Genomic DNA, 22979 nt, shown 5'->3' with positions numbered 1-22979 from the left:
AACACAGCATAAGCCTTTGTCACAAAAGAAAATGCATGCTCAAATTGCAGCCATGTGAAAGTCGCCCCCGGCAAACCCCCATGCGGCGTGCCGCCATGGCGGCTGGCGGGCAGTAATGTTAAAAGTAGTGGTTCATTGGCCGCACAGCCGGCCGATCACTATTGGACGCGCACCACGCGCAGGAATAGACGCGTTTTGAAGAAATCCACCGCAACCCCAGCTCCTCTGCCTGTGCCCCTGTGGCGGCAGCAGCTGCATTACCGCCTCAAGGAAGGTGCGTTGATCGCGATCGGCGCCCTGTGCCTGTACCTGTGGATGGCGCTGCTGACCTACGACACCTCCGACCCGGGCTTCAGCCACACCAGCAACGTCGACCAGGTGCAGAACGCCGCCGGGCGGGCCGGTGCCTACTTCGCCGACATCCTGTTCATGGTGCTGGGTTACTTCGCCTACATCTTCCCGCTGTTGCTGGCGGTCAAGACCTGGCAGATCTTCCGTGAGCGCCATCAGCCGTGGGACTGGAGCGGCTGGCTGTTCTCCTGGCGATTGATCGGCCTGGTGTTCCTGGTGCTGTCCGGTGCAGCGCTGGCGCATATCCACTTCCATCCGCCGGCGAGCATGCCGTTTTCCGCGGGTGGCGCGCTGGGCGAGAGCCTTGGCGAGCTGGCGCGCAACCTGCTGAACGTGCAGGGCAGTACGCTGATGTTCATTGCCCTGTTCCTGTTCGGCCTGACCGTGTTCACCGATTTGTCGTGGTTCAAGGTGATGGACCTGACCGGCAAGATCACCCTCGACCTGTTCGAGTTGGTGCAGGGCGCCGCCAACCGCTGGTGGGAGGCGCGCAATGAGCGCAAACGCCTGGAGGCGCAGCTGCGTGAGGACGAGCCAGTCTTCAAGGCACCGCCGACGGCCGCCGACAAGCGCGAGCCTGCCAAGCCGGCGTTGCGCGAGCGTATCTTCAAGCGTGAAGAAGCGCCCGCCCAGCCTGTTGTGCAGCGCGAACCGACCCTTGCTCGTGAGCCCGTGGTGCCGCGCGAGCCGGTAGTGGCGCGTGAAGCCCTGGTGCCCCGCGAGCAGCCTGCGGGCCCGACCATCGTGCCACCGGCAGCGGCCAAGGCGCCTGAGCCGAGCAAGCGCGTGATGAAAGAGAAGCAGGCGCCGCTCTTCGTCGACAGCGCCATCGAAGGCACCCTGCCGTCGATCTCCATTCTCGACCCGGCAGAGCAGAAAAAGATCGAGTACTCGCCAGAATCCCTGGCCAGTGTCGGCCAGTTGCTGGAAATCAAGCTCAAGGAATTCGGCGTGGAAGTGGCGGTGGACTCGATCCACCCCGGCCCGGTGATTACCCGCTATGAAATTCAGCCGGCCGCTGGGGTGAAAGTCAGCCGCATCGCCAACCTGGCCAAGGACCTGGCGCGTTCGCTGGCTGTGACCAGCGTGCGGGTGGTGGAGGTCATTCCTGGCAAGACCACCGTGGGTATCGAGATCCCCAACGAAAACCGGCAGATGGTGCGCTTCTCCGAAGTGCTGGCCACGCCCCAGTTCGACGAGCAGAAATCGCCGGTCACCCTGGCCCTGGGCCACGACATCGGCGGCAAGCCGGTCATCACCGACCTGGCCAAGATGCCGCACCTGCTGGTGGCTGGTACCACCGGCTCCGGTAAGTCGGTGGGTGTGAACGCGATGATCCTGTCGATCCTGTTCAAATCCGGCCCGGAAGACGCCCGGTTGATCATGATCGACCCGAAAATGCTCGAACTGTCGATCTACGAAGGCATCCCGCATTTGCTGTGCCCGGTGGTCACCGACATGAAGGACGCCGCCAACGCCCTGCGCTGGAGCGTGGCCGAGATGGAACGGCGCTACAAGCTCATGGCGGCCATGGGCGTGCGTAACCTGGGCGGCTTCAACCGCAAGATCAAGGATGCCGAGGAAGCCGGCGAGGTCATCCATGACCCGCTGTTCCGCCGCGAGAGCATGGACGACGTGCCGCCTGCGCTGAAAACCCTGCCGACCATCGTGGTGGTGGTCGACGAATTCGCCGACATGATGATGATCGTCGGCAAGAAGGTCGAAGAGCTGATTGCCCGTATCGCCCAGAAAGCGCGGGCGGCCGGTATCCACCTGATTCTTGCCACCCAGCGCCCGTCGGTGGACGTGATCACCGGCCTGATCAAGGCCAACATCCCGACCCGCATGGCGTTCCAGGTGTCGAGCAAGATCGACTCGCGCACCATCATCGACCAAGGTGGCGCCGAGCAGCTGCTGGGCCACGGTGACATGCTGTACATGCCGCCGGGTACCAGCCTGCCGATCCGCGTGCACGGTGCGTTCGTCTCCGACGACGAAGTGCACCGCGTAGTGGAAGCGTGGAAGCTGCGCGGCGCGCCGGACTACAACGACGACATCCTCAACGGCGTGGAAGAGGCCGGCAGCGGCTTTGAAGGCGGCGGCGGTGGTGGCGATGGCGATGATTCGGAAAGCGACGCGCTGTATGATGAGGCCGTGCAATTCGTGCTGGAAAGCCGCCGCGCGTCGATCTCGGCCGTGCAACGCAAGCTGAAGATTGGCTACAACCGCGCCGCCCGCATGATCGAAGCCATGGAAATGGCTGGCGTGGTCACCCCGATGAACAGCAACGGCTCGCGGGAAGTGATTGCCCCGGGCGGCCCGCGCGACTGATGAACACCTTGCCGGGCGCCAACGATGGCGCCCGGCCTTTTCAATGCTCAATGAGGATTACCATGCGCGCGATTCGCATGCTGTTGGTTTCTGCCCTTGCTCTGGGCAGCGTTTCGGCTTTTGCCGGTGAGCAAGATGTACAACGCCTGACCCAGCTGCTGGAAAAGTCGCAGACCATCGAGGCGAACTTTTCCCAGCTGACCTTGGGGGCCGACGGCACCAGCCTGCAGGAGACTGCTGGCCAGATGATCGTCAAGCGCCCGGGCCTGTTCTACTGGCACACCAATGCGCCACAGGAGCAGGTGGTGGTGTCTGATGGCAAGATGGTTACCCTGTGGGACCCGGACCTGGAACAGGCTACCGTCAAGAAGCTCGACGTGCGCCTGAACCAGACCCCGGCACTGCTACTGTCCGGCGACGTGTCGAAAATCAGCCAGAGTTTCGACATCGCCTCGAAAGAGCAGGGCGAAGTCATGGACTTCACCCTCAAGCCGAAGACCAAGGACACCCTGTTCGACTCGCTGCGCGTGTCGTTCCGCAAGGGCCTGATCAATGACATGCAACTGGTCGACAGCGTCGGCCAGCGTACCAACATCCTGTTCAATGGCGTCAAGGCCAACCAGGCGGTGCCGGACAGCAAGTTCAAGTTCGACATCCCCAAAGGTGCTGACGTGATCAAGGAGTAACCGGAGCTCGTCATGGACCTGTTTCGAAGCGAACCTGTCGCCCAGCCCCTGGCCGCCCGCCTGCGCCCGTCCAACCTGGACGAATACGTCGGCCAGGAGCACCTGCTGGCACGCGGCAAACCGCTGCGTGAGGCGCTGGAGCAGGGTGCGCTGCACTCGATGATCTTCTGGGGGCCGCCTGGGGTGGGCAAGACCACCCTGGCGCGGCTGCTGGCGCAGTTCTGCGATGCGCACTTCGAGACGGTGTCGGCGGTACTGGCCGGTGTCAAAGAGATTCGCCAGGCGGTCGAGGTGGCCAAGCAGCAGGCCGGCCAGTATGGCCGGCGCACCATCCTGTTCGTCGACGAAGTGCACCGCTTCAACAAGTCGCAGCAGGATGCCTTTTTGCCCTATGTGGAAGACGGCACCCTGCTGTTCATCGGCGCCACCACCGAGAACCCGTCGTTCGAGCTGAACAACGCGCTGCTGTCGCGGGCGCGGGTGTATGTGCTCAAGAGCCTGGACGAGGCGGCCTTGCGCAAGCTGGTCAACCGTGCGCTGACCGAAGAGCGTGGCCTGGGCAAGCGCAACCTGCGGGTGGGCGACGACGCCTTCAAGATGCTGATGGCCGCCGCCGACGGTGATGGCCGGCGCATGCTCAACTTCCTTGAGAACGCCTCGGACCTGGCGGAAGACGGCAGCGAAATCGACGTCGAGATGCTGCAGAGCCTGCTGGGTGACAGCCGTCGCCGCTTCGACAAGGGCGGCGAGGCGTTCTACGACCAGATTTCCGCGCTGCACAAGTCGGTGCGCGGCTCCAACCCCGATGGCGCCCTGTACTGGTTTGCCCGCATGCTCGACGGCGGTTGCGACCCGCTGTACATCGCCCGCCGCGTGGTGCGCATGGCCAGCGAGGACATCGGCAACGCCGACCCGCGCGCGCTCAGCCTGTGCCTGGCCGCCTGGGACGTGCAGGAGCGCCTGGGCAGCCCCGAGGGCGAGCTGGCGGTGGCGCAGGCCATCACCTACCTGGCCTGTGCGCCGAAGAGCAACGCGGTGTACATGGGCTTCAAGACCGCCCTGCGCGAAGCGGCCGAGCATGGCTCGCTGGAAGTGCCGTTGCACCTGCGCAACGCCCCGACCAAGCTGATGAAACAACTGGGCTATGGCGACGAGTACCGTTATGCCCACGATGAACCCGATGCCTACGCCGCCGGTGAAGATTACTTCCCCGATGAGCTGGAGCCACGCCAGTACTACCAACCGGTGCCCCGTGGCCTGGAACTGAAGATTGGCGAGAAGCTGCGCCACCTGGCCGACCTCGATCGCAACAGCCCCCGCCAGCGGAGAAAGCCGTGATTGCACTCATTGCCGCCGTCAGCGCGGGCGGTATCGTCGGCACCTTGTTGCGCTTTGCTACCGCCAACTGGGTAGCGGCCCACTGGCCACGGCACTTCTATGCCGGTACGCTGGCGGTCAACCTGGTTGGCTGCCTGCTGATCGGCCTGCTCTATGGCTTGTTCTTGCACAAGCCGCTGGCGCCGGTCGAGCTGCGCGCTGGCTTGATTGTCGGCTTCCTCGGAGGCCTTACAACCTTTTCCTCTTTCTCGCTCGATACCGTGCGCCTTATGGAAAGCGGGCAAGTGCCCCTTGCCTTGGGCTATACCAGTATCAGCGTGGTGGGCGGGCTGCTCGCGACCTGGGCCGGCCTGTCTTTGACCCGATTCTGAACCAACACCTACCTATAACGAGAGAACGATATGCTCGATTCCAAACTGTTACGCGGCCAACTTCAGGAAGTGGCGCAACGCCTGGCCTCCCGTGGCTATATCCTGGATGTCGCGCGCATCGAATCACTGGAAGAGCGCCGCAAGGCGGTGCAGACCCGCACCGAGCAGCTGCAGGCTGAGCGTAACGCTCGTTCCAAGTCTATCGGCCAGGCCAAGGCCAAGGGCGAAGACATCGCGCCACTGATGGCCGACGTCGAGCGCATGGCCAACGAACTGGCGGCCGGCAAGACTGAGCTGGACGGCATTCAGGCCGAACTGGACGGTATCCTGCTGACCATCCCCAACCTGCCGGACGCCAGCGTACCGGTCGGTGCCAGCGAAGACGACAACGTCGAAGTGCGCCGTTGGGGTACGCCGACCGCCTTTGACTTCGCAATCAAGGACCACGTCGCCCTCGGTGAAGTCAGCGGTGGCCTGGACTTCGAGGCCGCAGCCAAGCTGTCTGGCGCCCGCTTTGCCGTGCTGCGTGGCCCGATTGCCCGCCTGCACCGCGCCCTGGCGCAGTTCATGATCAACCTGCACACCGGCGAGCACGGCTACGAGGAGCACTACACCCCGTACCTGGTGCAAGCGCCTGCCTTGCAGGGCACTGGCCAGCTGCCGAAGTTCGAGGAAGACCTGTTCAAGATCACCCGCGAAGGTGAAGCTGACTTCTACCTGATCCCGACTGCCGAAGTGTCGCTGACCAACCTGGTAGCGGGTGAAATCCTCGACGCCAAGCAGCTGCCGCTGAAACTGGTTGCCCACACCCCTTGCTTCCGCAGTGAAGCCGGTGCTTCTGGCCGTGACACCCGCGGCATGATCCGCCAGCACCAGTTTGACAAGGTCGAGATGGTGCAGGTGGTGGAGCCGGCCAAGTCGATGGAAGCCCTGGAAGGCTTGACCGCCAACGCCGAGCGCGTGCTGCAGCTGCTGGAGCTGCCGTACCGCGTGCTGGCCCTGTGCACCGGCGACATGGGCTTTGGCGCCGTTAAAACCTACGACCTGGAAGTGTGGGTACCGAGCCAGGACAAGTACCGCGAAATCAGCTCGTGCTCCAACTGTGGCGACTTCCAGGCACGCCGCATGCAGGCCCGCTGGCGCAACCCGGAAACCGGCAAGCCAGAGCTGGTGCACACCCTCAACGGCTCCGGCCTGGCCGTAGGCCGTACCCTGGTTGCCGTGCTGGAAAACTACCAGCAGGCTGACGGCTCGATCCGTGTGCCAGACGTGCTGAAGCCGTACATGGGCGGCGTCGAGGTCATCCGCTAAATGGATTACCTGCCGCTGTTCCACAAGCTGCAGGGCGGCCGCGTGCTGGTCGTCGGTGGCGGTGAGATCGCCTTGCGCAAGGCGCGCCTGCTGGCGGATGCCGGTAGCGAGCTGCGCGTGGTGGCGCCGGATGTCGACGGCCAGTTGGCTGCGTTGGCCCGGGAAGGTGGCGGTGAGGTGCTGGTGCGTGGCTATCAGGCAGCCGACCTGGTCGGTTGCCGGCTGGTGATCGCGGCTACCGACGACCCTGGGCTGAATGCCCAGGTGTCGGCGGATGCCCAGGCACTCAGCCTGCCAGTCAACGTGGTGGATGCCCCGGCCCTGTGCACGGTGATCTTCCCGGCGATTGTCGACCGTTCACCGCTGGTGATTGCGGTATCCAGTGGCGGTGACGCCCCGGTGTTGGCGCGTTTGATCCGCGCCAAGCTGGAGGCCTGGATTCCGTCGGCCTATGGTGAGCTGGCCGGGCTGGCTGCGCGTTTCCGGCACAAGGTCAAAACCTTGTACCCGGACGTCAACCAGCGTCGCGGCTTCTGGGAAACCGTGTTCCAGGGGCCGATTGCCGAGCGCCAGCTGGCCGGGCAGGGCGCTGAGGCCGAACGCCTGTTGCAGGCGATGGTGGATGGCGCGCCGGTGCAGCAGGGTGGTGAGGTGTACCTGGTAGGTGCGGGCCCGGGCGATCCGGACTTGCTCACCTTCCGTGCCTTGCGCCTGATGCAGCAGGCCGACGTGGTGCTGTACGACCGCCTGGTGGCACCTGCAATCATCGAGATGTGCCGCCGTGATGCCGAGCGCATCTACGTGGGCAAGCGCCGCGCCGATCATTCCGTGCCGCAGGACCAGATCAACCGCCTGCTGGTCGATCTGGCCCAGCAGGGCAAGCGTGTGCTGCGACTGAAGGGTGGCGACCCGTTCATCTTCGGCCGGGGTGGCGAAGAGATCGAAGAGCTGGCCGAGCATGGCATTCCCTTCCAGGTAGTGCCGGGCATTACGGCGGCCAGTGGCTGCTCCGCGTATGGCGGCATACCGCTGACTCACCGCGACTACGCCCAGTCGGTGCGCTTTGTCACCGGACACCTGAAGGATGGCACCAGCAACCTGCCGTGGAATGACCTGGTGGCGCCGGCGCAGACCTTGGTGTTCTACATGGGGTTGGTCGGTTTGCCGACCATCTGTGCCGAGCTGATTCGCCATGGGCGGGCGGCAAGTACCCCGGCGGCGTTGGTGCAGCAGGGGACTACGCGTAACCAGCGGGTGTTTACCGGTACTTTGGCGGACTTGCCAGAGCTGGTGGCCCGGCATGAAGTGCATGCGCCGACCCTGGTGATTGTGGGGGAAGTGGTGCAGTTGCGTGACAAGCTGGCCTGGTTCGAAGGTTCGCAGAACAGCTGAAATTGTCGGGGCCGCTTTGCGGCCCATTCGCAGCACAAGGCTGCTCCTACAGGGGTCGCGTGAAGCCCTGCGTGATTCCTGTAGGAGCAGCCTTGTGCTGCGATGGGCTGCAAAGCAGCCCCGGCTATCTCAAGCCTGCCAGATCCCTTTCCCCACCAACTTCTCTCGATCATGCGGCAAGCCAAAGTCCTGCAACGGCCCCTTAGGCACGATCCCGGTCGGGTTGATGGTCTTGTGGCTCATGTAATAGTGCTTCTGGATATGCTCCATATCCACCGTCCCCGCCACCCCTGGCCACTGGTACAGCTCACGCAGCCAGTTCGACAGGTTGTGATAGTCACTCAGGCGGCGCAGGTTGCACTTGAAGTGCCCGTGGTACACCGCATCGAAGCGCACCAGCGTGGTAAACAGGCGTACATCGGCCTCGGTCAGGTACTCACCGGCCAGGTAGCGGTTACGGCTCAGCACGTCTTCCAGATGATCCAGTTCGTTGAACACGTCGTCGAAGGCTGCCTCGTAGGCGTCTTGCGTGGTGGCAAAGCCTGCGCGGTACACGCCATTGTTCACCGCCGGGTAAATGCGCTCGTTCAATGCCTCGATGGTCGGCCGCAGTGGCTCGGGGTAGAGGTCCAGCATATTGCCGGTCAGCTCGTTGAACGCGCTGTTGAAGATACGGATGATCTCTGACGACTCGTTGTTGACGATGCGTTTCTCTTGCTTGTCCCACAACACGGGCACGGTGACGCGGCCGGTGTAATGCGGGTCATCCTGGGTATAGCGCTGGTGCAGGTACTGCAGGCCGTCAAGGTGGTCACCGCTGGACCCTTGCTGCTGGTCGAAGGTCCAGCCATTGTCTTGCATCAACCAGCTGACCACCGACACATCGATCAGTGGCTCAAGGCCTTTCAGGGCACGCAAGATCAGGGTGCGGTGGGCCCATGGGCAGGCCAGCGAGACGTAAAGGTGGTAACGGCCAGCCTCCGGGGCGGGCAGCTGATTGCGGCGCTGGGCGTTTTCGCGTTTGAACGTACCGTCCTTGCCGTTTTCATACCACTGGTCGTGCCAGCGGCCGTCGATCAAAAGGCCCATGGTGAGCTCCTGAAACAAAGTTGTTTGTCGTTGGAGCCCAGTCTAGGCCAAATCGTTCGAACAAATAGCGCAAAGATCGGGGTGCTATTATCGGCTAAATCGATCTATTCCGCGTATCCCAGTAGCCCTGCGCTGTCGTGAATGCCTGTTCGCGGTCTTGCCCCAGGCCACGCAGGGCCAGGGCCATGGTCGCGATCAGGGCCTTTTCGCCATAACTGTCTTCCACTTCACCGCGCCAGAACGCGCACAGGTGCTCGGCCTGCAGGCTGCCCGGTTTGACATGGCGGCGCTCGCTCAGTGCTGGCCACTCTTCGTCCCACGCTTCGCCCGCCGTGGTGCCGTAGAGGTGGCTGATGACATCGGGGTTGACCTCGATCTCGCCGCCATCGCCCTTGATCACCACAGCATGGTCGCCCAGCAGGCGGCTGGCCTCACGGTGCACGGCCTGGTAACCAGGGTGGAAAATGCTTTGCAGGCCACAGCGTGCGCCCAGCGGGTTAAGTACCCGGGCCAGCGAATGAATGGGCGAGCGCAGGCCCAAGGTGTTGCGCAGGTCGATCATGCGCTGCAACTGCGGCGCCCAGTCGTGCAGCGGGAAGAACGCCAATTGGTGCTGGTCGAGGGCGTTGCCGACGGCGGCCCAGTCGCGGCATAGCGGGATCTGCAGCAGGTCGAGCAGTTGCTCGCTGTACATGCGCCCGGCAGTGTGTGCGCCGCCGCCGTGCATCAGGATGCGCACGCCATTGCCGGCCAGGCACTTGGCCGCCAGCAGGTACCAGGGCAGGTGGCGCTTCTTGCCGGCGTAGGTGGGCCAGTCCAGGTCCACCGCAATGCTCGGTGCCTGCAGGTGGGCGCGCAGGGCCTCGGTGAAGCCGGCCAGCTCTTCGGCGCTTTCTTCCTTGTGGCGCAGCAGCATGAGGAAGGCCCCCAGCTGGGTGTCTTCGACCTTGCCTTCCAGCAGCAGGGTCATCGCCGCGCGGGCTTCTTCGCGGGTCAGGCCGCGCGCGCCGCGCTTGCCTTTGCCAAGAATGCGCACGAATTCAGCGAACGGGTGTTCGGCGGGGGTCTCCAGGGTAAGGGGACGAACTTCATTCAAGAGGGGCTGGGTCATATGCAGTTGGTCGGCTTGGGCAGGCCCGCCAGCTTGGCGGCAAGTTTGGCGGGGGTGCCATTGAACAGGCGGTTCAGGTGCGGGCTGTTGCCCTTTTCCGGGCCCAGCTTCAGGGCCGCGTACTTGATCAGCGGGCGCGTGGCCGGGGACAGCTGGTATTCCTGGTAGAACTGGCGCAGCAGTTCGAGGATTTCCCAATGGTCCGCCGTCAACGGGATACCCTCGCGCTCGGCCAAAGCCTCGGCGGCGGCGCGGGACCAGTCTTGCAGGTCGATCAGAAAGCCATCCTTGTCCAGGGCGATCGCCTGATCGCCAACGTTGAGCGTACTCATAGCCAGCTGTTGACCTTGTCGTAATGCAGCGACAGTTCGACGAACCCGGCGTAGTCCACGGCCTTGGCCAAGTCGTTGTCGACCGCGCGGGCTTGCACATCCTCGTCCAGGGCGAACAGGCGCTGGGCCAGGCCGGCAGCTTGCAGCTGGCGGTGCGGCTCGCTGCCGCTGCGCAGGGCATACACCGCATCGCCGCATAGCAGCAACGCGTCGTCGGTGCCGAGCAGGCGCAGGCAGCTGGCCAGGCGCTCGTCGCCAAACGGGGAGTGGGCAATTACATGCAGGGTTGTCATCAGAGCGTTACCACCTGGTCGAAACGGGCGATCAGCGCGGCAAGGGCCGCGTCATCCAGCACTTGCACCGGCAGCGCCAGGGCATCGACTGCCAGGCCGCGGCGGGTGAGGCTGTGGCTGCAGGCGAACAGCTCCTCGACACCGAACATCGGCAGCGCCTGCAGGTTGGCGGCCAGGTTCTTCTGTTGCACGGCGGTGGGTTGCTGGCCGGGAGCGAGCTGGAACACCCCGTCGTCGAGAAACAGCATGCCCAGCGGCAGGTCGAAGGCCCCGCCGGCCAGGGCGATGTCCAGCGCTTCGCGGGCTGATGGGCCATTCCAGGGGGCCTGACGGCTGATGATCAACAAGGATTTGGCCATTTCAGTCGCCTCCAAAGCAGACAAGGCGGTCGGCAACCTGCGCCGCTTCATGCAGCTGGCCAAGCCCCGACAGTTCCCAAGGTTTGGGCAGGTTCACCGCCGGGCGTTGGTAACGGTTGGCTTCGGCCTCGTCGAGCACGCCACGGCGCAGGGCGGCGGCGATGCACACCACGGCGTCCAGCTGGTGAGTCTCGATAAAGGCACGCCATTGGCTGGCCACATCCAGTTCGTCCTGGGGCGCGACCACGTTGGCCGAGGCACTGTGCACCCCGTCCTGATAAAAGAACAGCCGGGCAATCTCATGCCCGCCGGCCAGCACCGCCTCGGCGTAGCGCAAGGCGCGCCGCGAGGAGGGCGCATGGGCCGGGGAGAACACCGCGATAGCGAATTTCATGGCTAACTCATGCAAAGGAATGCCGCCATGATAAAGCAAAAAAGCCCGCGCCCGCTTGTGCAAGCGGCGCGGGCTTTCTATGTATCCGTGTGCCCTACGCGCCCCTGTGGGAGCGGCCTTGTGTCGCGATGGGCTGCAAAGCAGCCCCATGGCCCTGTCAGAAGGACACAAGACTCAAGCCTGCTCCTTGCTCTCCGGCAAGAACCAGTTCAGCACCAGCGCACAGATCCCCCCGGTAGCCACACCCGACTCCAGCACATTGCGAATCGCCGCCGGCATATGCGCCAGGAACTCCGGCACCTGCGCCACGCCCAGGCCCAGCGCCAACGACACGGCAATGATCAGCAGCGCACGGCGGTCCAGCCGGGTGCTGGCCAGAATATTGATCCCCGAAGCCGCAACCGCCCCGAACATCACCATGGCCGCACCACCCAGCACCGGCTCCGGCACGGCCTGGATCACCCCGGCAACGCTCGGGAACAGCCCCAGCAGCACCAGCATCACGGCAATCCACATACCAATGTGACGGCTGGCAATGCCGGTCAGCTGAATCACCCCGTTGTTCTGGGCAAAGATCGAGCTAGGGAAGGTATTGAACACACCGGCCAGCAGCGAGTTGGCACCGTTGACCAGCACGCCACCCTTGATCCGCTGCATCCATACCGGCCCTTCGACCGGCTGGCGCGACACCTTGCTGGTGGCGGTAACGTCACCGATGGCTTCCAGCGAGGTCACCAGGTAAATCACCAGCATCGGAATGAACAGCGCCCAAGAGAAGCCCAGGCCGAAGTGCAGCGGGGTCGGCACCTGGAACAACGCGGCTTCGTGCATGCCGGTAAAGTCCAGGCGGCCCATGTAGCCGGCCAGTGCATAGCCAACCGCCAGGGCAATGACGATGGCGCAGCTGCGCATCCACACCACGGGTACGCGGTTGAGGATCACGATGATCGCCAGCACCACGCCCGACAGCAGCAGGTTATCGCCGTTGGCAAAGGTGCCATTGGCCATGGCGCCGAAGCCACCGCCCATGCTGATCAGGCCGACCTTGATCAAGGTGAGGCCGATCATCAGCACCACGATACCGGTCACCAGCGGAGTGATCAGGCGTTTGACGAACGGCAGGATGCGCGACACGCCCATCTCCACGAACGAGCCCGCGATCACCACGCCGAAGATGGCTGCCATCACACCCTCTACCGGCGTGCCTTGCTTCACCATCAGCGCGCCGCCCGCGATCAGCGGGCCGACGAAGTTGAAGCTGGTGCCCTGCACAATCAGCAGCCCGGCGCCGAATGGCCCAAAGCGCTTGCACTGCACGAAGGTGGCGATACCCGAGATCACCAGCGACATGGAAACGATCAGGTTGGTATCGCGCGCAGAAACGCCCAGCGCCTGGCAGATCAGCAGGCCAGGGGTAACGATCGGCACGATGATCGCCAGCAGGTGCTGCAGGGCAGCCAGCAGGCCGATCAGCAGCCGTGGCTTGTCCTCCAGGCCAAGCACCAGTTCATTGGCAGGCGCCGCTGCGCCTGGGCTGTGTTCGTGTGAGCTCATTGCTGAAAGCCGCCCCGGAAGAAAAAAGGAGCGCATTCTACGGGGTGAAGAGGGATTGCGGTAGAGAAAAGCATGATGGCAGCATGATCGGCGAGCATTCGCCTGATTATCTGACTTTTTAGTCAGTTATTTGATGCTGACTTATCAGGGAAAACAAAGTCCCGGCCTACACCGTTGCCTTTTGGAATTTGCGCAATACCTGTGGGAGCGGGCAAGCCCGCGAAGAATCCACCGCGGTGCGAGGCAATGGCTAAACTGGCGTTCGCGACCAGGCGCCCCCAATTCCCCGCGCCCACAAAAAAGCCCGCCGAAGCGGGCTTTCTCACACAGCAATCAATCAGTCATCGCGACCCATGATGCCAAACAGCTGCAGCAGGCTGACAAACAGGTTGTAGATCGACACATACAGGCTGATGGTCGCCATGATGTAGTTACGCTCGCCACCATGAATGATCGCGCTGGTCTGGAACAGGATGCAGACCGACGAGAACAGCACGAAGCCAGCGCTGATCGCCAGTTGCAGGCCGCTGATCTGGAAGAAGAAGCTGGCAACGACAGCGCCCAGCAACACGAAGAAGCCCGCAGTGATGAAGCCACTGAGGAAGCTCATGTCCTTGCGGGTGATCAGCACATAGGCCGACAGACCACCAAACACCAGCGCAGTCATGGCAAACGCCGAGCTGACCACTTCAGCGCCACCGGCCATGCCCAGGTAACGGTTGAGGATCGGGCCGAGAATGAAGCCCATGAAGCCGGTGAGGGCGAAGGTGGACACCAGGCCCCAAGCCGAATCACGCAACTTGTTGGTCAGGAAGAACAGCCCGTAGAAACCGATCAGCACCACGAACACGTTCGGGTAGCCGACGCGCATCTGCTGGGCAACGAATGCCATGACACCGCTGAAGGCGAGGGTAAGCGCCAGCAGGCTGTACGTGTTGCGCAGGACCTTGCTGATCTCCTGCTGCTCGACCTGCTGGCCGTGGTGGACGGCGTAATCCTGTTCGCGCATGGCGACACTCCTTGGTAAAACCTGTGGTTTCAGACGTTCAGATGCTAGGAGTCTATCAGAGCTCCTGCAACCCGCGACACAGAGAGTTTGACAGCGTGTTTCATTACGGTATTATGGCGGCCGCAAAACGAGCTGGAAGCGTGGCCGAGTGGTTTAAGGCAACGGTCTTGAAAACCGTCGATGGGCAACTATCCTAGAGTTCGAATCTCTACGCTTCCGCCACATTCAAAGCCCTGATTATTCAGGGCTTTTTGCGTTTTTAGGGCCTGTAAAACGGGCTTCTGGAGCGGGTCTGTTCAAAGGAGTGAGTGAATGTCCATTGTGCCTTTTGCACGTCTGGTTGCAGCGCTTGGCGTTGCCGTGAGCCTTACAGCCATTGCCGAAGACAGGGTGCCTGAACCCAACGAAGCGAATTGCTCGGGTGAAACCTATGAGCAAATCCTGGCGAGCCTCTCCAAGGAGTGGGACCGCAGTGAGTTCATCGCCAACTGCAAGAGCTTCCATGCTGCCAAAAAGATGACCAAGTGGAAGTTCGAAAAGAGCCCACCTGACAGCTTCTGAGCACAGCGAAAGCCCCCGCAGAGATGCTGGGGCTTTTTTGCATTGGATTGGGGCATTTCGCGTTGCCTCAATGGCATACCAGGCGAGTGCACAAGTCAGCAACGCTCGACTTCCGCGCTGATTCAAGGAATCGTGTGTTGTTCTATGGGAGCGCGGCCAAGGCTGTGATAATGGCGGCAATGACAAGGGCCATACCATGCTGACCATCTCCAATAACGTGCATCTGCCGGATGCCGAAATCGAACTGACCTATATCCGCGCGCAAGGCGCGGGTGGGCAGAATGTCAACAAGGTGTCCAGCGCCGTGCACCTGCGCTTCGACATCCCGGCCTCTTCATTACCCGAGTTCTACAAGGAGCGGCTGCTGGCGCTGCGTGACAGTCGCATCACCGGCGACGGTGTGTTGATCCTCAAGGCCCAGCAATACCGCACCCAGGAGCAGAACCGTGCTGACGCACTGGCGCGTCTTGCCGAGTTGATCATCGCTGCCGGCAAGACCGAGAAGAAACGCCGCCCCACCAAGCCGACCCTGGGCTCGAAGACCCGCCGGCTTGAGGGCAAAGCCAGGCGGAGCACTGTCAAGGCCGGTCGGGGCAAGGTGGATTTCTAGGGCTGATGTTGAAGACCGTGTAAGCCAAAAGGTCACTTGATCAGCGGCACACCGCTCAGCTTCTGCAACTCGTCAAAGTCGATATCCGCGCAGATTTCTACCACTTTCAGCCCTTCAGGCGTCACTTCCAGTACGGCCAGGTCGGTGTAGATGCGGCTGACGCACGCAATGCCGGTCAGCGGGTAGGTGCACTCGGGCACCAGCTTGCTTTCGCCGGTCTTGGTCAGGTGGTCCATCATCACGAACACCTGGCGGGCGCCGGTGGCCAGGTCCATCGCGCCGCCTACAGCCGGGATCGAACCTTCGGCGCCGGTGTGCCAGTTGGCCAGGTCGCCCTTGACCGACACCTGGAAGGCGCCCAGTACTGCGATGTCCAGGTGGCCGCCACGCATCATCGAGAACGAGTCGGCGTGGTGGAAGAAGGCGCCACCGGTAAGCAGGGTGACGTGCTGTTTGCCGGCGTTGATCAGGTCATCGTCTTCCTCGCCCGGCGCAGGGCTTGGGCCCATGCCCAGCAGGCCGTTCTCGCTGTGCAGGAACACTTCCTTGTCGCCCAGGTAGTTGGCCACCAGGGTCGGTGCGCCAATGCCCAGGTTTACGTACGCGCCTTCCTGGATGTCTGCGGCCACGCGCTGGGCCATCTCGGTGCGGGAGAGCTTTTTGGTGATGGTCATGGCGGGCCTCAGATAGCTTTGGCAATCGAAGAAGCGGCAGCGCCGGAAACGGCAACCACGCGCTGGACGAAGATACCCGGGGTGATGATGTGTTCCGGGTCCAGTTCACCGAGTTCGACAACCTGGTCGACCTGGGCGATGGCGGTCTTGGCAGCCATGGCCATGATCGGGCCGAAGTTGCGCGCGGCCTTGCGGTAGGTCAGGTTGCCCCAACGGTCACCCTTGTGCGCCTTGATCAGCGCGAAGTCGGCGTGCAGCGGCATTTCCAGCACGTACATGCGGCCGTCGATTTCACGGGTTTCCTTACCTTCGGCCAACAGGGTGCCGTAGCCAGTCGGCGAGAAGAACGCACCAATGCCCGAACCCGCTGCGCGGATGCGCTCGGCCAGGTTGCCTTGCGGCACCACTTCCAGCTCGATCTTGCCGGCGCGGTACAGTTCGTCGAACACGTAGGAGTCGGACTGACGCGGGAACGAGCAGACCACCTTGCGCACACTGCCCGCCATGAGCAGGGCGGCCAGGCCGATCTCGCCGTTGCCGGCGTTGTTGCTGATAATGGTCAGGTCGCGGGCACCGGTTGCGATCAGGCCATCGATCAGCTCGGACGGCATGCCGGCTGTGCCGAAGCCACCGACCATGATGGTCGAACCGTCGGTGATCCCTTCCACCGCGCTGGCGATGGACTCGTACGTTTTATTGATCAAGGCGAGCTCCTGGTTGTTCCTGGAGTATGGTTGTCGGGCTGGCCGGCGCGTGTGAGGCGATGGGGCCAATCAGCGCTTAAAATTGTTTGCTGACTTTCGCTATAGCGTGCCGCAAGATAGGGCAACAGTAGAGGGGGTTTAGCGGAATTTGTCCGATTATCGAACTGTTGTGCGATGTGCGAGCAGTTCTGGTGGTTATTCGTCACATTCCGGATAAGGGCCTGATTTCATGTGATTCGCGCCTCGTTGGTGCATTCAGGGCCTGCCATAACCTTTCTTGCACAAGTGCTGTGCATTCAATGACTTGAATTCCCCATTAATCACCGCTCCCGCCGTTGGCGTGCGACTTGCTATCAGATTGCCATCCGATGTCGCGTATGGTGAAGATAATGTCGCTTTCCAGTGGTTCCATGCAGTTGTCATCCAGCGAGAAGGGCTGGCTGCCCTGGTTCGGTAAAACCGGAAAGCTCCGAATGGGCTGGGCATGTCACCTGAACCGGGCGAATTACCCGCAGATCGAGCAAACCTTCGAAGCCATCGCCCAGACCCGCATGCGTTTGTTGCATGAATGGGCGTGCGAGCACTGGGAGCACTTGGCGGAACTTGCGGAGCAACTCGCGCAAGGGTTCGCTCAACCCGACAGCACGCTGCTGCGGGACAAGCTGGCACAGGCCGAAGACTTTTCCGAGTTGTTTGTCGTCGATGCTGCGGGCAGCATCATCGCCTCGACCTGGCCACAACGTGGTACGCCACGTATCGAGCAGACTGCAGCGCTGGCCCAAGGGCTGAAGGCGCCATTTCTGCATGGCCCTTACAGCGACCCGCTGACCCTGCGCATTGGCCCGTCGTCTTCACGCTTCCACGACGAAGTGACGCTGATGTTCTACCAGCCGGTGAAGGCTGGCGGTAAAGTCGTTGGCTGCCTGTGCGGTCGGGTACCCAACGATGTTCTGGGCGACCTGATCCAGCGCGAGGCCGGGCATATTTTCGCCGAGTCGGGCGACAACTACCTGTTCATGGCGCAGTCGCGTTTCGACCCGGCCATCCAGCCTGGCACAGCCCTGTCTCGCTCGCGCTTCGAGGACGGCACTTTTACCCACGGCGAAAATCTCAAAAGTGGTGTGCACACGCCCTGGACCACCGTGCAGGTCCAGCGCCATACCGAGCTGGAACTGCGCTTCACCGACCCCTCCACACGCGAACTGCACCCGGGGGTAAGGGAAACCATCAGACGTGGTGCCAACCTGTTCGTGACTTACCCGGGCTACTCGGACTACCGCCACGTGCCGGTGGTCGGCAAGGGCGTAACGTTCCAGTTACCGGGTTCGCCCGACCGCTGGGGCATGATGTGCGAGGCGGACCTGGAAGAGGTCTACCGACGCCGCTCGCTGAGCTATGGCTTGATGAAGCCCTACGTGGCGACCATGGCCGGGTTATTCGGTTGCAACTACCTGGTGCAGCACCATGCCGGCCTGCCGCAAGGGCTGAATGACGTGATTCTGGCCGTGAGCATGCTCGGCGCCACGCTGGTGTTCGGCGTGTTCGGGCCCAAGCGCCTGGCAGCCAGGTTGAATGGCATGAGCGGCGTGCTGCGCACCATCGCCGAGGGTGAAGGCAACCTGCGTCAGCGCCTGGACACCAGCGCCCTGGGCAACGATGAGAGCGGCGACATGGCGCGGTGGATCAACAGCTTCATCGACCGCCTGGACGCGGTGGTGGGGCAGGTGGTGAAGGCCAGTCGCACGGTCGGCAGCACCAACCAGATGATGCTCGGGCGCAGCCAGGAGGCGAGTGTGAGCTCTGCCGATGTGGCGGACGCCGTGCACCAGATGATGATCATCATGGAGGAGCAGCTCGGCGAACTGCAGCAGGCCTCGGTCAGTGCCGAGCAGATGAAGCAGGCCATGGACGAGGTGGTCAGCCGTGCCCGCGAGCAGTTTCTGGCGGTGCAGGCAGGCACCCAGTCGATTCGCGATGTGGTGGCGCGTTCGTCCTCCAGCGTGCAGCGGCTCGACAGCCGCATGGTCGAGATCGACAACATCACCGGGTTGATCAGCGACATCACCAACCAGACCAACCTGCTGGCGCTCAATGCTGCCATCGAGGCGGCGCGTGCTGGCGAGCATGGCCGCGGTTTTGCGGTGGTGGCCGACGAGGTGCGCAGCCTGGCCGCGCGAACCGCGCGCGCCGCCGAAGACATTCGCCACATGGTCGAGAGCCTTCAGGGCGAAACCCGCCAGGCCGTCAGCTTCATGGAACAGGGCGTACAGGACGTCGACAACAGCCTGCGCCTTGCCGAAGATGCCTCGTCCGAGAACGTTCAACTGCACCAGGCCGTGGAGGGCATGTTCGCGATCATCCAGCAGCTCAACCGGCGTAGCGTGGAATACGGCAAGACCATCGACCAGGTCAACCAGTCCTCCAGCGAGATGCGCCAGACGGCGGTGGTGCTGCAGAGCAGCGCGCAGAAGGTGCGGGTGGATGCTGGCAAGTTGCAGAAGCTGGTGGGGCAGTTCGAGGTGAGTGGCGAGGAGAAGGGGGCAGCTGCAGCTTGAGCAAAGCACCGCATCTGCGAAAGGGTTCGTGCATGCATACAAGGTATGCCTTGCCCTCTGGCATTGCATCATGCACTGCCGCTTCAGGCATCATGTACCCAGCCCCATCCACAAAAGCTGAACCCGCAGATGCCTGACTCCATCAAACCCAACCGTGCCATCTATGACCTGGACATGCTCCGCACCGTGGTCATGGTGGCCGACTGCGGCAGTTTCACCACCGCTGCCGCACGCCTGCACTCCACCCAGTCCACGGTCAGCCAGAAGGTGCGCCGGCTGGAGGAAATGGTTGGCCAGCAGTTGCTCGACCGCAGCAACCGCGAGGTACACCCGACCGATGCGGGGGAAACCCTGCTGGGGTATGCGCGGCACCTGCTGGCAGTGAGCAGTCAACTGACCGAGGCCATGTCGGGCGGGGTGACAGTGACTGTACGCATCGGCCTGCCGGACGATTTTGTCGCAGGCAAGACGATGCAGGCGCTGGCGGCGTTCAACCGGCGTAATCCGACAGTGAAGCTGGAGATTACCGGTGGGTTGAGCCGCGATTTGATGAGTACCTACGACCGAGGCGAGCTGGACTTGGTGTTGATCAAGCAACGGCGCCATAGCCGCGAGGCGAATGCCTGCCAGCCAGAGCGCATCGAGTGGATCGACAGTGCGCAGTACCCGTGTTTCGCCCAAGACCCCATTCCGCTGGTGACCTTTCCGCCGCGGGGATTGTACCGGGATGACATGATCGGAGCGGTCGAGGCAATGGGACGCAGTTGGCGGATCGCTTTTACCAGTTCGAGCCTGGCGGGGATTCAGGAGGCGGTGGCTAACGGGTTGGGGGTTAGCCTGTTGCCGTCGCGGGTGGTGACGGGTGGGCATCGAGTGCTTGGGGCGGAGCAGGGGTTCAAGCCCATCAAGGTGTTTGAGGCGGCGATTTTTCATCGGCCTACGGCGGACCCTATGGTCATGGCGCTGGCTGAAATTCTGATCGGGATATTGCGGGCTGAGGAGGAATGAGCCTGCGCAGCCCATTGGCTGCGCCTTCGCTCAGCGTACAAAGCTCGAAACCGTGCCGCGTACCCTGTGGGAGCGGGTTTACCCGCGAAGAAGACAACGCGGTGTATGGCACCGGCGCTGCCGGTGTTCGCGGGTGAACCCGCTCCCACAGGGGCCGCGCAGGGCTGGGGTCTGTACTTTGCCTGCGATTAACGGCGCAGTTCGGTAGCAAACTGCACTGCCTTCAACTGCAACTGCGCAGGCCCGCCCCAGAACGCGCCGTGGCGCACGATCACCCGTTCATGAATGGCAGCCGCCACCGCCGCAGCGGCATTGGGTGCCTTGAACAGCACGAAGCTGGCCTCGTTACCAACTTTCAAACCATAGTCCTGTTTGCCCATCACCCCGGCACTGGCTTCTGTCGCCATTTCCAGCGCAACCCGCAGCTCGTCATCGGTATTGAAGCCCGAGCGATAGCTGACCAGCATCGCCCGCTGCAGCATGTCGCCATTGCCGTAGGGCCACCAGGCGTCCTGGATGTTGTCGTTGCCGGTAAATACCCGCACGCCGCCGTTACGCAGGCGCAGCACGGGTGGGAACGCATGTTCGCCGGGGGCGTTGGTCATGATGGAAATGCCGGCGCCCGCCAGTACTTCGGCCGTGCGGTCGACCACAGCATCGGATACGTCGCCCAGGCCATAGGCGTGGCTGACCGCCACCAGGCCTTGCATGCCCAGTGCCTGGGTGCGTGCCGCAATGCGCTCGAGCTGGGCGATGCAGATATCGCCCGGCTCGTGCAGGTGAATGTCGACCTTCACGCCATGCCGTTCGGCGATGCCGAAGACAATGTCCAGCTGGGCGTCGGCGTCGCCATCCAGTGTGGTGGGGTCGATGCCGCCGACCACCTGCACGCCTTCGCGGATGGCCGCTTCCATCACTTCAGCCGTGCCGGGGCAGCTCACCACGCCTGCCTGGGGGAAGGCCACCAGCTCGATGTCGAGCAGGTCTTTCCACTTGTCCCGGGCTTCGAGCATGGCGTGCAGATTGGTCAGGCCGGTGGTGGCGTCCACGTCCACGTGGCAGCGCATCGCCAGGGTGCCGAACGAGGCGGCTTGGCGCATCAGCGCATCGGCGCGCTCGACGATGGGTGGGGCACTGGCCAGTTCGCGTTTTTCCACGGCCAGGCGCTCGCGCAGGCTGGCGACCGGTTGGTGCGGTCGCCAGCGGTCGCCGACAAAGCTCTTGTCCAGGTGGATGTGGCCATCGACAAAGCCTGGCAGCACCAGCAGGCCTTCGAGGTCGATGGTTTCACGGGCTGGGGTGCTGGCGCGTTGCGGGCCGATGTGGCTGATGCGCCCGTTGGTTACGGCAATGTGCAGAGGCATGCCATCGGCGTCGATGGCGTTGATGAACTCACGGTCGTTCATGATCGGGCCTTTTCTACTGAGGCTTGGGTGACGTACCACGGTAGGGGGGATGCCGATAGGTCTCCAATTAATTATCAGGATCGGGTTCAGTGCATTTATGGATGCAGCCCAGGGCAGTCTGGCCTGCATTAAAAAGCCCACTGATATCGATGCCGATAATTAACTTTCAAAGCCTTCCATCTCGGCCCACGATTGCCCATGAGACCCGCCCAGCCGCCAGCTACGGCGCCTTTCAGGGCAGGTCGCCACACACAATAAAAACAAATGCCGTGTCGGGGTCCCCATGACGCAAGATTCCAAGCTGCTGCGTGCCGCGCTGATTTTCATCGCCTGTACTTCCTTCATCGTCTGTGGCGTACAACCCATCTTCATGGGGTTGGTCACGGAGCAACTGAGCCTGTCACTCGATCAGCAGGGCTGGGTGGTGTCGGTCGAGATGATCGGCATGACCCTGGGTACCTTGCTTTGCCCGGTGCTGATGAAGCGCCACGGCGGGCGCAGCCTGTGCCTGATCGTGGGCGCACTGTGCGTGGCCTTGAGCATCGCGACCGCCTTTGCCACCACCAACACCATGCTACTGATCGTGCGCCTGGCGGCCGGCACCTGTGCGGGACTGGTGTATGCCTATGCGGTGTCCACGCTGGGCCGCTTGCCCAACCAGGACCGTTCGTTCGGGTTGATGCTGTTGCTGCAAACCCCAGAGTACTCGCTGTTTTCCGCAGCGTTGCCGCTGCTGGCCGCGCAGAGTGGCACGGTGACCGCCTTGTGCGCGTTTGGCCTGTGGTACTTGCTGATCTGCGGCGCCAGCCTGGCGCTGCCGCGTCGCCCGGCGGCGTTGCTGGCCAGTGGCGAAGCCTCGCCTGCCCAGGGTGGTTCGGCGCGCACGGGGCGCACTGCGTTGGTGGGCATGCTCTTCATGCAGATCGCCATCTACTGCGTATGGGGCTTCATTGACCAGTTGGCGCGAGACCAGGGCATCAGCGGCGTCGATATCGGCTGGGCGTTCGGCCTGTCGGCCCTCGGTGGTTTGCCGGGGGCGGGGCTGCCTAGCCTGCTGGGTGCGCGGGTCAATCGCCAATTGATGATCGCCGTAGGGCTGGTGGCGGTGTTCATTTCCATCGCCATGCTCACCGGCCATACCCGCACGCCAATGCAGCTGTTCATAGCGTTGTTGCTGATCAACTTTGGCTGGGTGCTGTCGTTGTCGTACTACATGGCGCTGATCACCACCAACGACCCGACCGGCAAGCTGACGCCTTTGGTCAGCATTACCTTGATGGGGGCTGCAGCAGTGACGCCGGCACTGATTGCCATGCTGGTGGAGGGCTCCAACCAGCAGCTGATTTTCCTGTTGGGTACCGGGGCATTGGTGATTGCCTTTGCAGTTACCTGCCTGGGCGCTGGGGCCAAGCCTGCCAGGCAAGGAAGTGTGCATGATTCGACGGTTTAGCTGTAAGCCTGCTGGAGCAGTGCGGGCAGCGTGGTGATACAGCACGTTGTCTCGCAAAGGCCCAACGTCTGTGGCAGTGTTGGTTATCTG

The 22979-nt window shown here is 62.8% G+C and carries 22 protein-coding genes and 1 tRNA gene; 12 read left to right on the top strand and 11 right to left on the bottom strand.

Annotation, left to right across the window (positions count from 1 at the left end):
• Positions 1 to 135: 135 nt before the first annotated feature.
• The 6 genes from WF331_RS10880 (at position 136) to cysG (ending at position 7780) form a co-directional block, all read left to right on the top strand.
• Positions 136 to 2682, top strand: a complete 2547-nt coding sequence (locus tag WF331_RS10880) for a DNA translocase FtsK (protein WP_371321160.1) — start codon at positions 136 to 138, stop codon at positions 2680 to 2682.
• Positions 2683 to 2744: 62 nt separating this feature from the next.
• Positions 2745 to 3368: an outer membrane lipoprotein chaperone LolA gene (lolA, locus tag WF331_RS10875; RefSeq protein WP_041167665.1), complete on the top strand. Its 624-nt coding sequence runs from the start codon at positions 2745 to 2747 to the stop codon at positions 3366 to 3368.
• 12 nt (positions 3369 to 3380) lie between these two features.
• On the top strand, positions 3381 to 4706 hold the full coding sequence (locus tag WF331_RS10870) for a replication-associated recombination protein A (RefSeq protein WP_028613325.1): 1326 nt from the start codon (positions 3381 to 3383) through the stop codon (positions 4704 to 4706).
• Entirely contained in the window at positions 4703 to 5077 is a 375-nt protein-coding gene (gene crcB / locus WF331_RS10865; RefSeq protein WP_016498860.1) for a fluoride efflux transporter CrcB, read from the top strand. Before WF331_RS10870 ends, crcB begins: the two co-directional genes overlap by 4 nt.
• 30 nt (positions 5078 to 5107) lie before the next feature.
• Complete coding sequence (gene serS / locus WF331_RS10860; RefSeq protein WP_016498861.1) at positions 5108 to 6388, top strand: serine--tRNA ligase; 1281 nt, start codon at positions 5108 to 5110, stop codon at positions 6386 to 6388.
• Positions 6389 to 7780 carry a siroheme synthase CysG gene (gene cysG, locus WF331_RS10855; protein ID WP_049275343.1) on the top strand — a complete coding sequence of 464 codons (1392 nt, stop codon included), beginning with the start codon at positions 6389 to 6391 and terminating at the stop codon, positions 7778 to 7780.
• A 129-nt stretch (positions 7781 to 7909) separates the two neighbouring features.
• On the opposite strand, the gene WF331_RS10850 is transcribed toward cysG, so the two are convergent.
• The 8 genes from WF331_RS10850 to WF331_RS10815 all read right to left on the bottom strand — a co-directional run bounded on the left by WF331_RS10850 (position 7910) and on the right by WF331_RS10815 (position 13921).
• Complete coding sequence (locus WF331_RS10850) at positions 7910 to 8869, bottom strand: glutathione S-transferase family protein (protein WP_016498863.1); 960 nt, start codon at positions 8867 to 8869, stop codon at positions 7910 to 7912.
• Between the two features lie 94 nt (positions 8870 to 8963).
• Positions 8964 to 9965, bottom strand: coding sequence for a glycosyl transferase family protein (locus WF331_RS10845; RefSeq protein ID WP_041167993.1), 1002 nt, complete (start codon positions 9963 to 9965; stop codon positions 8964 to 8966).
• Positions 9966 to 9976: 11 nt separating this feature from the next.
• Positions 9977 to 10312, bottom strand: a complete 336-nt coding sequence (locus WF331_RS10840) for a TusE/DsrC/DsvC family sulfur relay protein (protein WP_284396147.1) — start codon at positions 10310 to 10312, stop codon at positions 9977 to 9979.
• Positions 10309 to 10605, bottom strand: coding sequence for a sulfurtransferase complex subunit TusB (gene tusB, locus WF331_RS10835; protein WP_016498866.1), 297 nt, complete (start codon positions 10603 to 10605; stop codon positions 10309 to 10311). The genes WF331_RS10840 and tusB overlap by 4 nt, the downstream gene beginning before the upstream one ends.
• Positions 10605 to 10964 carry a sulfurtransferase complex subunit TusC gene (tusC, locus tag WF331_RS10830; RefSeq protein WP_016498867.1) on the bottom strand — a complete coding sequence of 120 codons (360 nt, stop codon included), beginning with the start codon at positions 10962 to 10964 and terminating at the stop codon, positions 10605 to 10607. Before tusC ends, tusB begins: the two co-directional genes overlap by 1 nt.
• Position 10965: 1 nt before the next feature.
• Positions 10966 to 11358 carry a sulfurtransferase complex subunit TusD gene (gene tusD / locus WF331_RS10825; protein WP_016498868.1) on the bottom strand — a complete coding sequence of 131 codons (393 nt, stop codon included), beginning with the start codon at positions 11356 to 11358 and terminating at the stop codon, positions 10966 to 10968.
• Positions 11359 to 11532: 174 nt separating this feature from the next.
• Positions 11533 to 12912 carry a nucleobase:cation symporter-2 family protein gene (locus WF331_RS10820; protein WP_016498869.1) on the bottom strand — a complete coding sequence of 460 codons (1380 nt, stop codon included), beginning with the start codon at positions 12910 to 12912 and terminating at the stop codon, positions 11533 to 11535.
• Between the two features lie 337 nt (positions 12913 to 13249).
• Positions 13250 to 13921 (bottom strand): Bax inhibitor-1/YccA family protein, encoded by a 672-nt coding sequence (locus WF331_RS10815; protein ID WP_003251184.1) that lies wholly within the window; start codon positions 13919 to 13921, stop codon positions 13250 to 13252.
• Positions 13922 to 14055: 134 nt separating this feature from the next.
• Here WF331_RS10815 and WF331_RS10810 point away from each other — a divergent pair.
• The 3 genes from WF331_RS10810 to arfB all read left to right on the top strand — a co-directional run bounded on the left by WF331_RS10810 (position 14056) and on the right by arfB (position 15092).
• Positions 14056 to 14143, top strand: a tRNA-Ser gene (locus tag WF331_RS10810).
• 90 nt (positions 14144 to 14233) lie between these two features.
• Positions 14234 to 14482: an entry exclusion lipoprotein TrbK gene (trbK, locus tag WF331_RS10805; RefSeq protein ID WP_284364738.1), complete on the top strand. Its 249-nt coding sequence runs from the start codon at positions 14234 to 14236 to the stop codon at positions 14480 to 14482.
• 196 nt (positions 14483 to 14678) lie between these two features.
• Positions 14679 to 15092 (top strand): alternative ribosome rescue aminoacyl-tRNA hydrolase ArfB, encoded by a 414-nt coding sequence (gene arfB, locus WF331_RS10800; RefSeq protein ID WP_023047269.1) that lies wholly within the window; start codon positions 14679 to 14681, stop codon positions 15090 to 15092.
• Positions 15093 to 15124: 32 nt separating this feature from the next.
• Here arfB and WF331_RS10795 read toward each other — a convergent pair whose 3' ends face one another.
• Entirely contained in the window at positions 15125 to 15766 is a 642-nt protein-coding gene (locus WF331_RS10795; RefSeq protein WP_003251131.1) for a 3-oxoacid CoA-transferase subunit B, read from the bottom strand.
• A gap of 8 nt (positions 15767 to 15774) precedes the next feature.
• Positions 15775 to 16470: a 3-oxoacid CoA-transferase subunit A gene (locus WF331_RS10790; RefSeq protein ID WP_016498874.1), complete on the bottom strand. Its 696-nt coding sequence runs from the start codon at positions 16468 to 16470 to the stop codon at positions 15775 to 15777.
• 368 nt (positions 16471 to 16838) lie between these two features.
• Between WF331_RS10790 and WF331_RS10785 the strand changes: the two genes are divergently transcribed.
• On the top strand, positions 16839 to 19025 hold the full coding sequence (locus WF331_RS10785; protein WP_373873685.1) for a methyl-accepting chemotaxis protein: 2187 nt from the start codon (positions 16839 to 16841) through the stop codon (positions 19023 to 19025).
• Positions 19026 to 19154: 129 nt separating this feature from the next.
• Positions 19155 to 20033: a LysR substrate-binding domain-containing protein gene (locus WF331_RS10780; protein WP_016498876.1), complete on the top strand. Its 879-nt coding sequence runs from the start codon at positions 19155 to 19157 to the stop codon at positions 20031 to 20033.
• A gap of 188 nt (positions 20034 to 20221) precedes the next feature.
• On the opposite strand, the gene WF331_RS10775 is transcribed toward WF331_RS10780, so the two are convergent.
• Complete coding sequence (locus WF331_RS10775; protein WP_016498877.1) at positions 20222 to 21439, bottom strand: amidohydrolase family protein; 1218 nt, start codon at positions 21437 to 21439, stop codon at positions 20222 to 20224.
• Between the two features lie 283 nt (positions 21440 to 21722).
• Between WF331_RS10775 and WF331_RS10770 the strand changes: the two genes are divergently transcribed.
• Positions 21723 to 22889, top strand: coding sequence for an MFS transporter (locus tag WF331_RS10770; protein WP_340622888.1), 1167 nt, complete (start codon positions 21723 to 21725; stop codon positions 22887 to 22889).
• The last annotated feature ends 90 nt before the right edge of the window (positions 22890 to 22979 follow it).

Origin of the sequence: Pseudomonas sp. YNh, from assembly GCF_037993085.1 — a bacterium.
In the GTDB taxonomy this organism is placed as follows: domain Bacteria; phylum Pseudomonadota; class Gammaproteobacteria; order Pseudomonadales; family Pseudomonadaceae; genus Aquipseudomonas; species Aquipseudomonas putida.
The sequence above is the reverse complement of the archived record's forward strand: the minus strand, read 5'-3'. Positions and strand labels throughout refer to the sequence as shown.

Bases quoted from the DNA above. Each gene is read 5' to 3' on its own strand.
- WF331_RS10870 (WP_028613325.1), top strand. From the start codon at position 3,381: ATGGACCTGTTTCGAAGCGAACCTGTCGCCCAGCCCCTGGCCGCCCGC.
- WF331_RS10770 (WP_340622888.1), top strand. From the start codon at position 21,723: ATGACGCAAGATTCCAAGCTGCTGCGTGCCGCGCTGATTTTCATCGCC.
- WF331_RS10815 (WP_003251184.1), bottom strand. From the start codon at position 13,921: ATGCGCGAACAGGATTACGCCGTCCACCACGGCCAGCAGGTCGAGCAG.
- WF331_RS10820 (WP_016498869.1), bottom strand. From the start codon at position 12,912: ATGAGCTCACACGAACACAGCCCAGGCGCAGCGGCGCCTGCCAATGAA.
- cysG (WP_049275343.1), top strand. From the start codon at position 6,389: ATGGATTACCTGCCGCTGTTCCACAAGCTGCAGGGCGGCCGCGTGCTG.
- trbK (WP_284364738.1), top strand. From the start codon at position 14,234: ATGTCCATTGTGCCTTTTGCACGTCTGGTTGCAGCGCTTGGCGTTGCC.
- tusD (WP_016498868.1), bottom strand. From the start codon at position 11,358: ATGAAATTCGCTATCGCGGTGTTCTCCCCGGCCCATGCGCCCTCCTCG.
- WF331_RS10795 (WP_003251131.1), bottom strand. From the start codon at position 15,766: ATGACCATCACCAAAAAGCTCTCCCGCACCGAGATGGCCCAGCGCGTG.
- lolA (WP_041167665.1), top strand. From the start codon at position 2,745: ATGCGCGCGATTCGCATGCTGTTGGTTTCTGCCCTTGCTCTGGGCAGC.
- WF331_RS10775 (WP_016498877.1), bottom strand. From the start codon at position 21,439: ATGAACGACCGTGAGTTCATCAACGCCATCGACGCCGATGGCATGCCT.
- WF331_RS10780 (WP_016498876.1), top strand. From the start codon at position 19,155: ATGCCTGACTCCATCAAACCCAACCGTGCCATCTATGACCTGGACATG.
- WF331_RS10840 (WP_284396147.1), bottom strand. From the start codon at position 10,312: ATGAGTACGCTCAACGTTGGCGATCAGGCGATCGCCCTGGACAAGGAT.
- WF331_RS10785 (WP_373873685.1), top strand. From the start codon at position 16,839: ATGTCGCGTATGGTGAAGATAATGTCGCTTTCCAGTGGTTCCATGCAG.
- serS (WP_016498861.1), top strand. From the start codon at position 5,108: ATGCTCGATTCCAAACTGTTACGCGGCCAACTTCAGGAAGTGGCGCAA.
- tusB (WP_016498866.1), bottom strand. From the start codon at position 10,605: ATGACAACCCTGCATGTAATTGCCCACTCCCCGTTTGGCGACGAGCGC.
- arfB (WP_023047269.1), top strand. From the start codon at position 14,679: ATGCTGACCATCTCCAATAACGTGCATCTGCCGGATGCCGAAATCGAA.
- tusC (WP_016498867.1), bottom strand. From the start codon at position 10,964: ATGGCCAAATCCTTGTTGATCATCAGCCGTCAGGCCCCCTGGAATGGC.
- WF331_RS10850 (WP_016498863.1), bottom strand. From the start codon at position 8,869: ATGGGCCTTTTGATCGACGGCCGCTGGCACGACCAGTGGTATGAAAAC.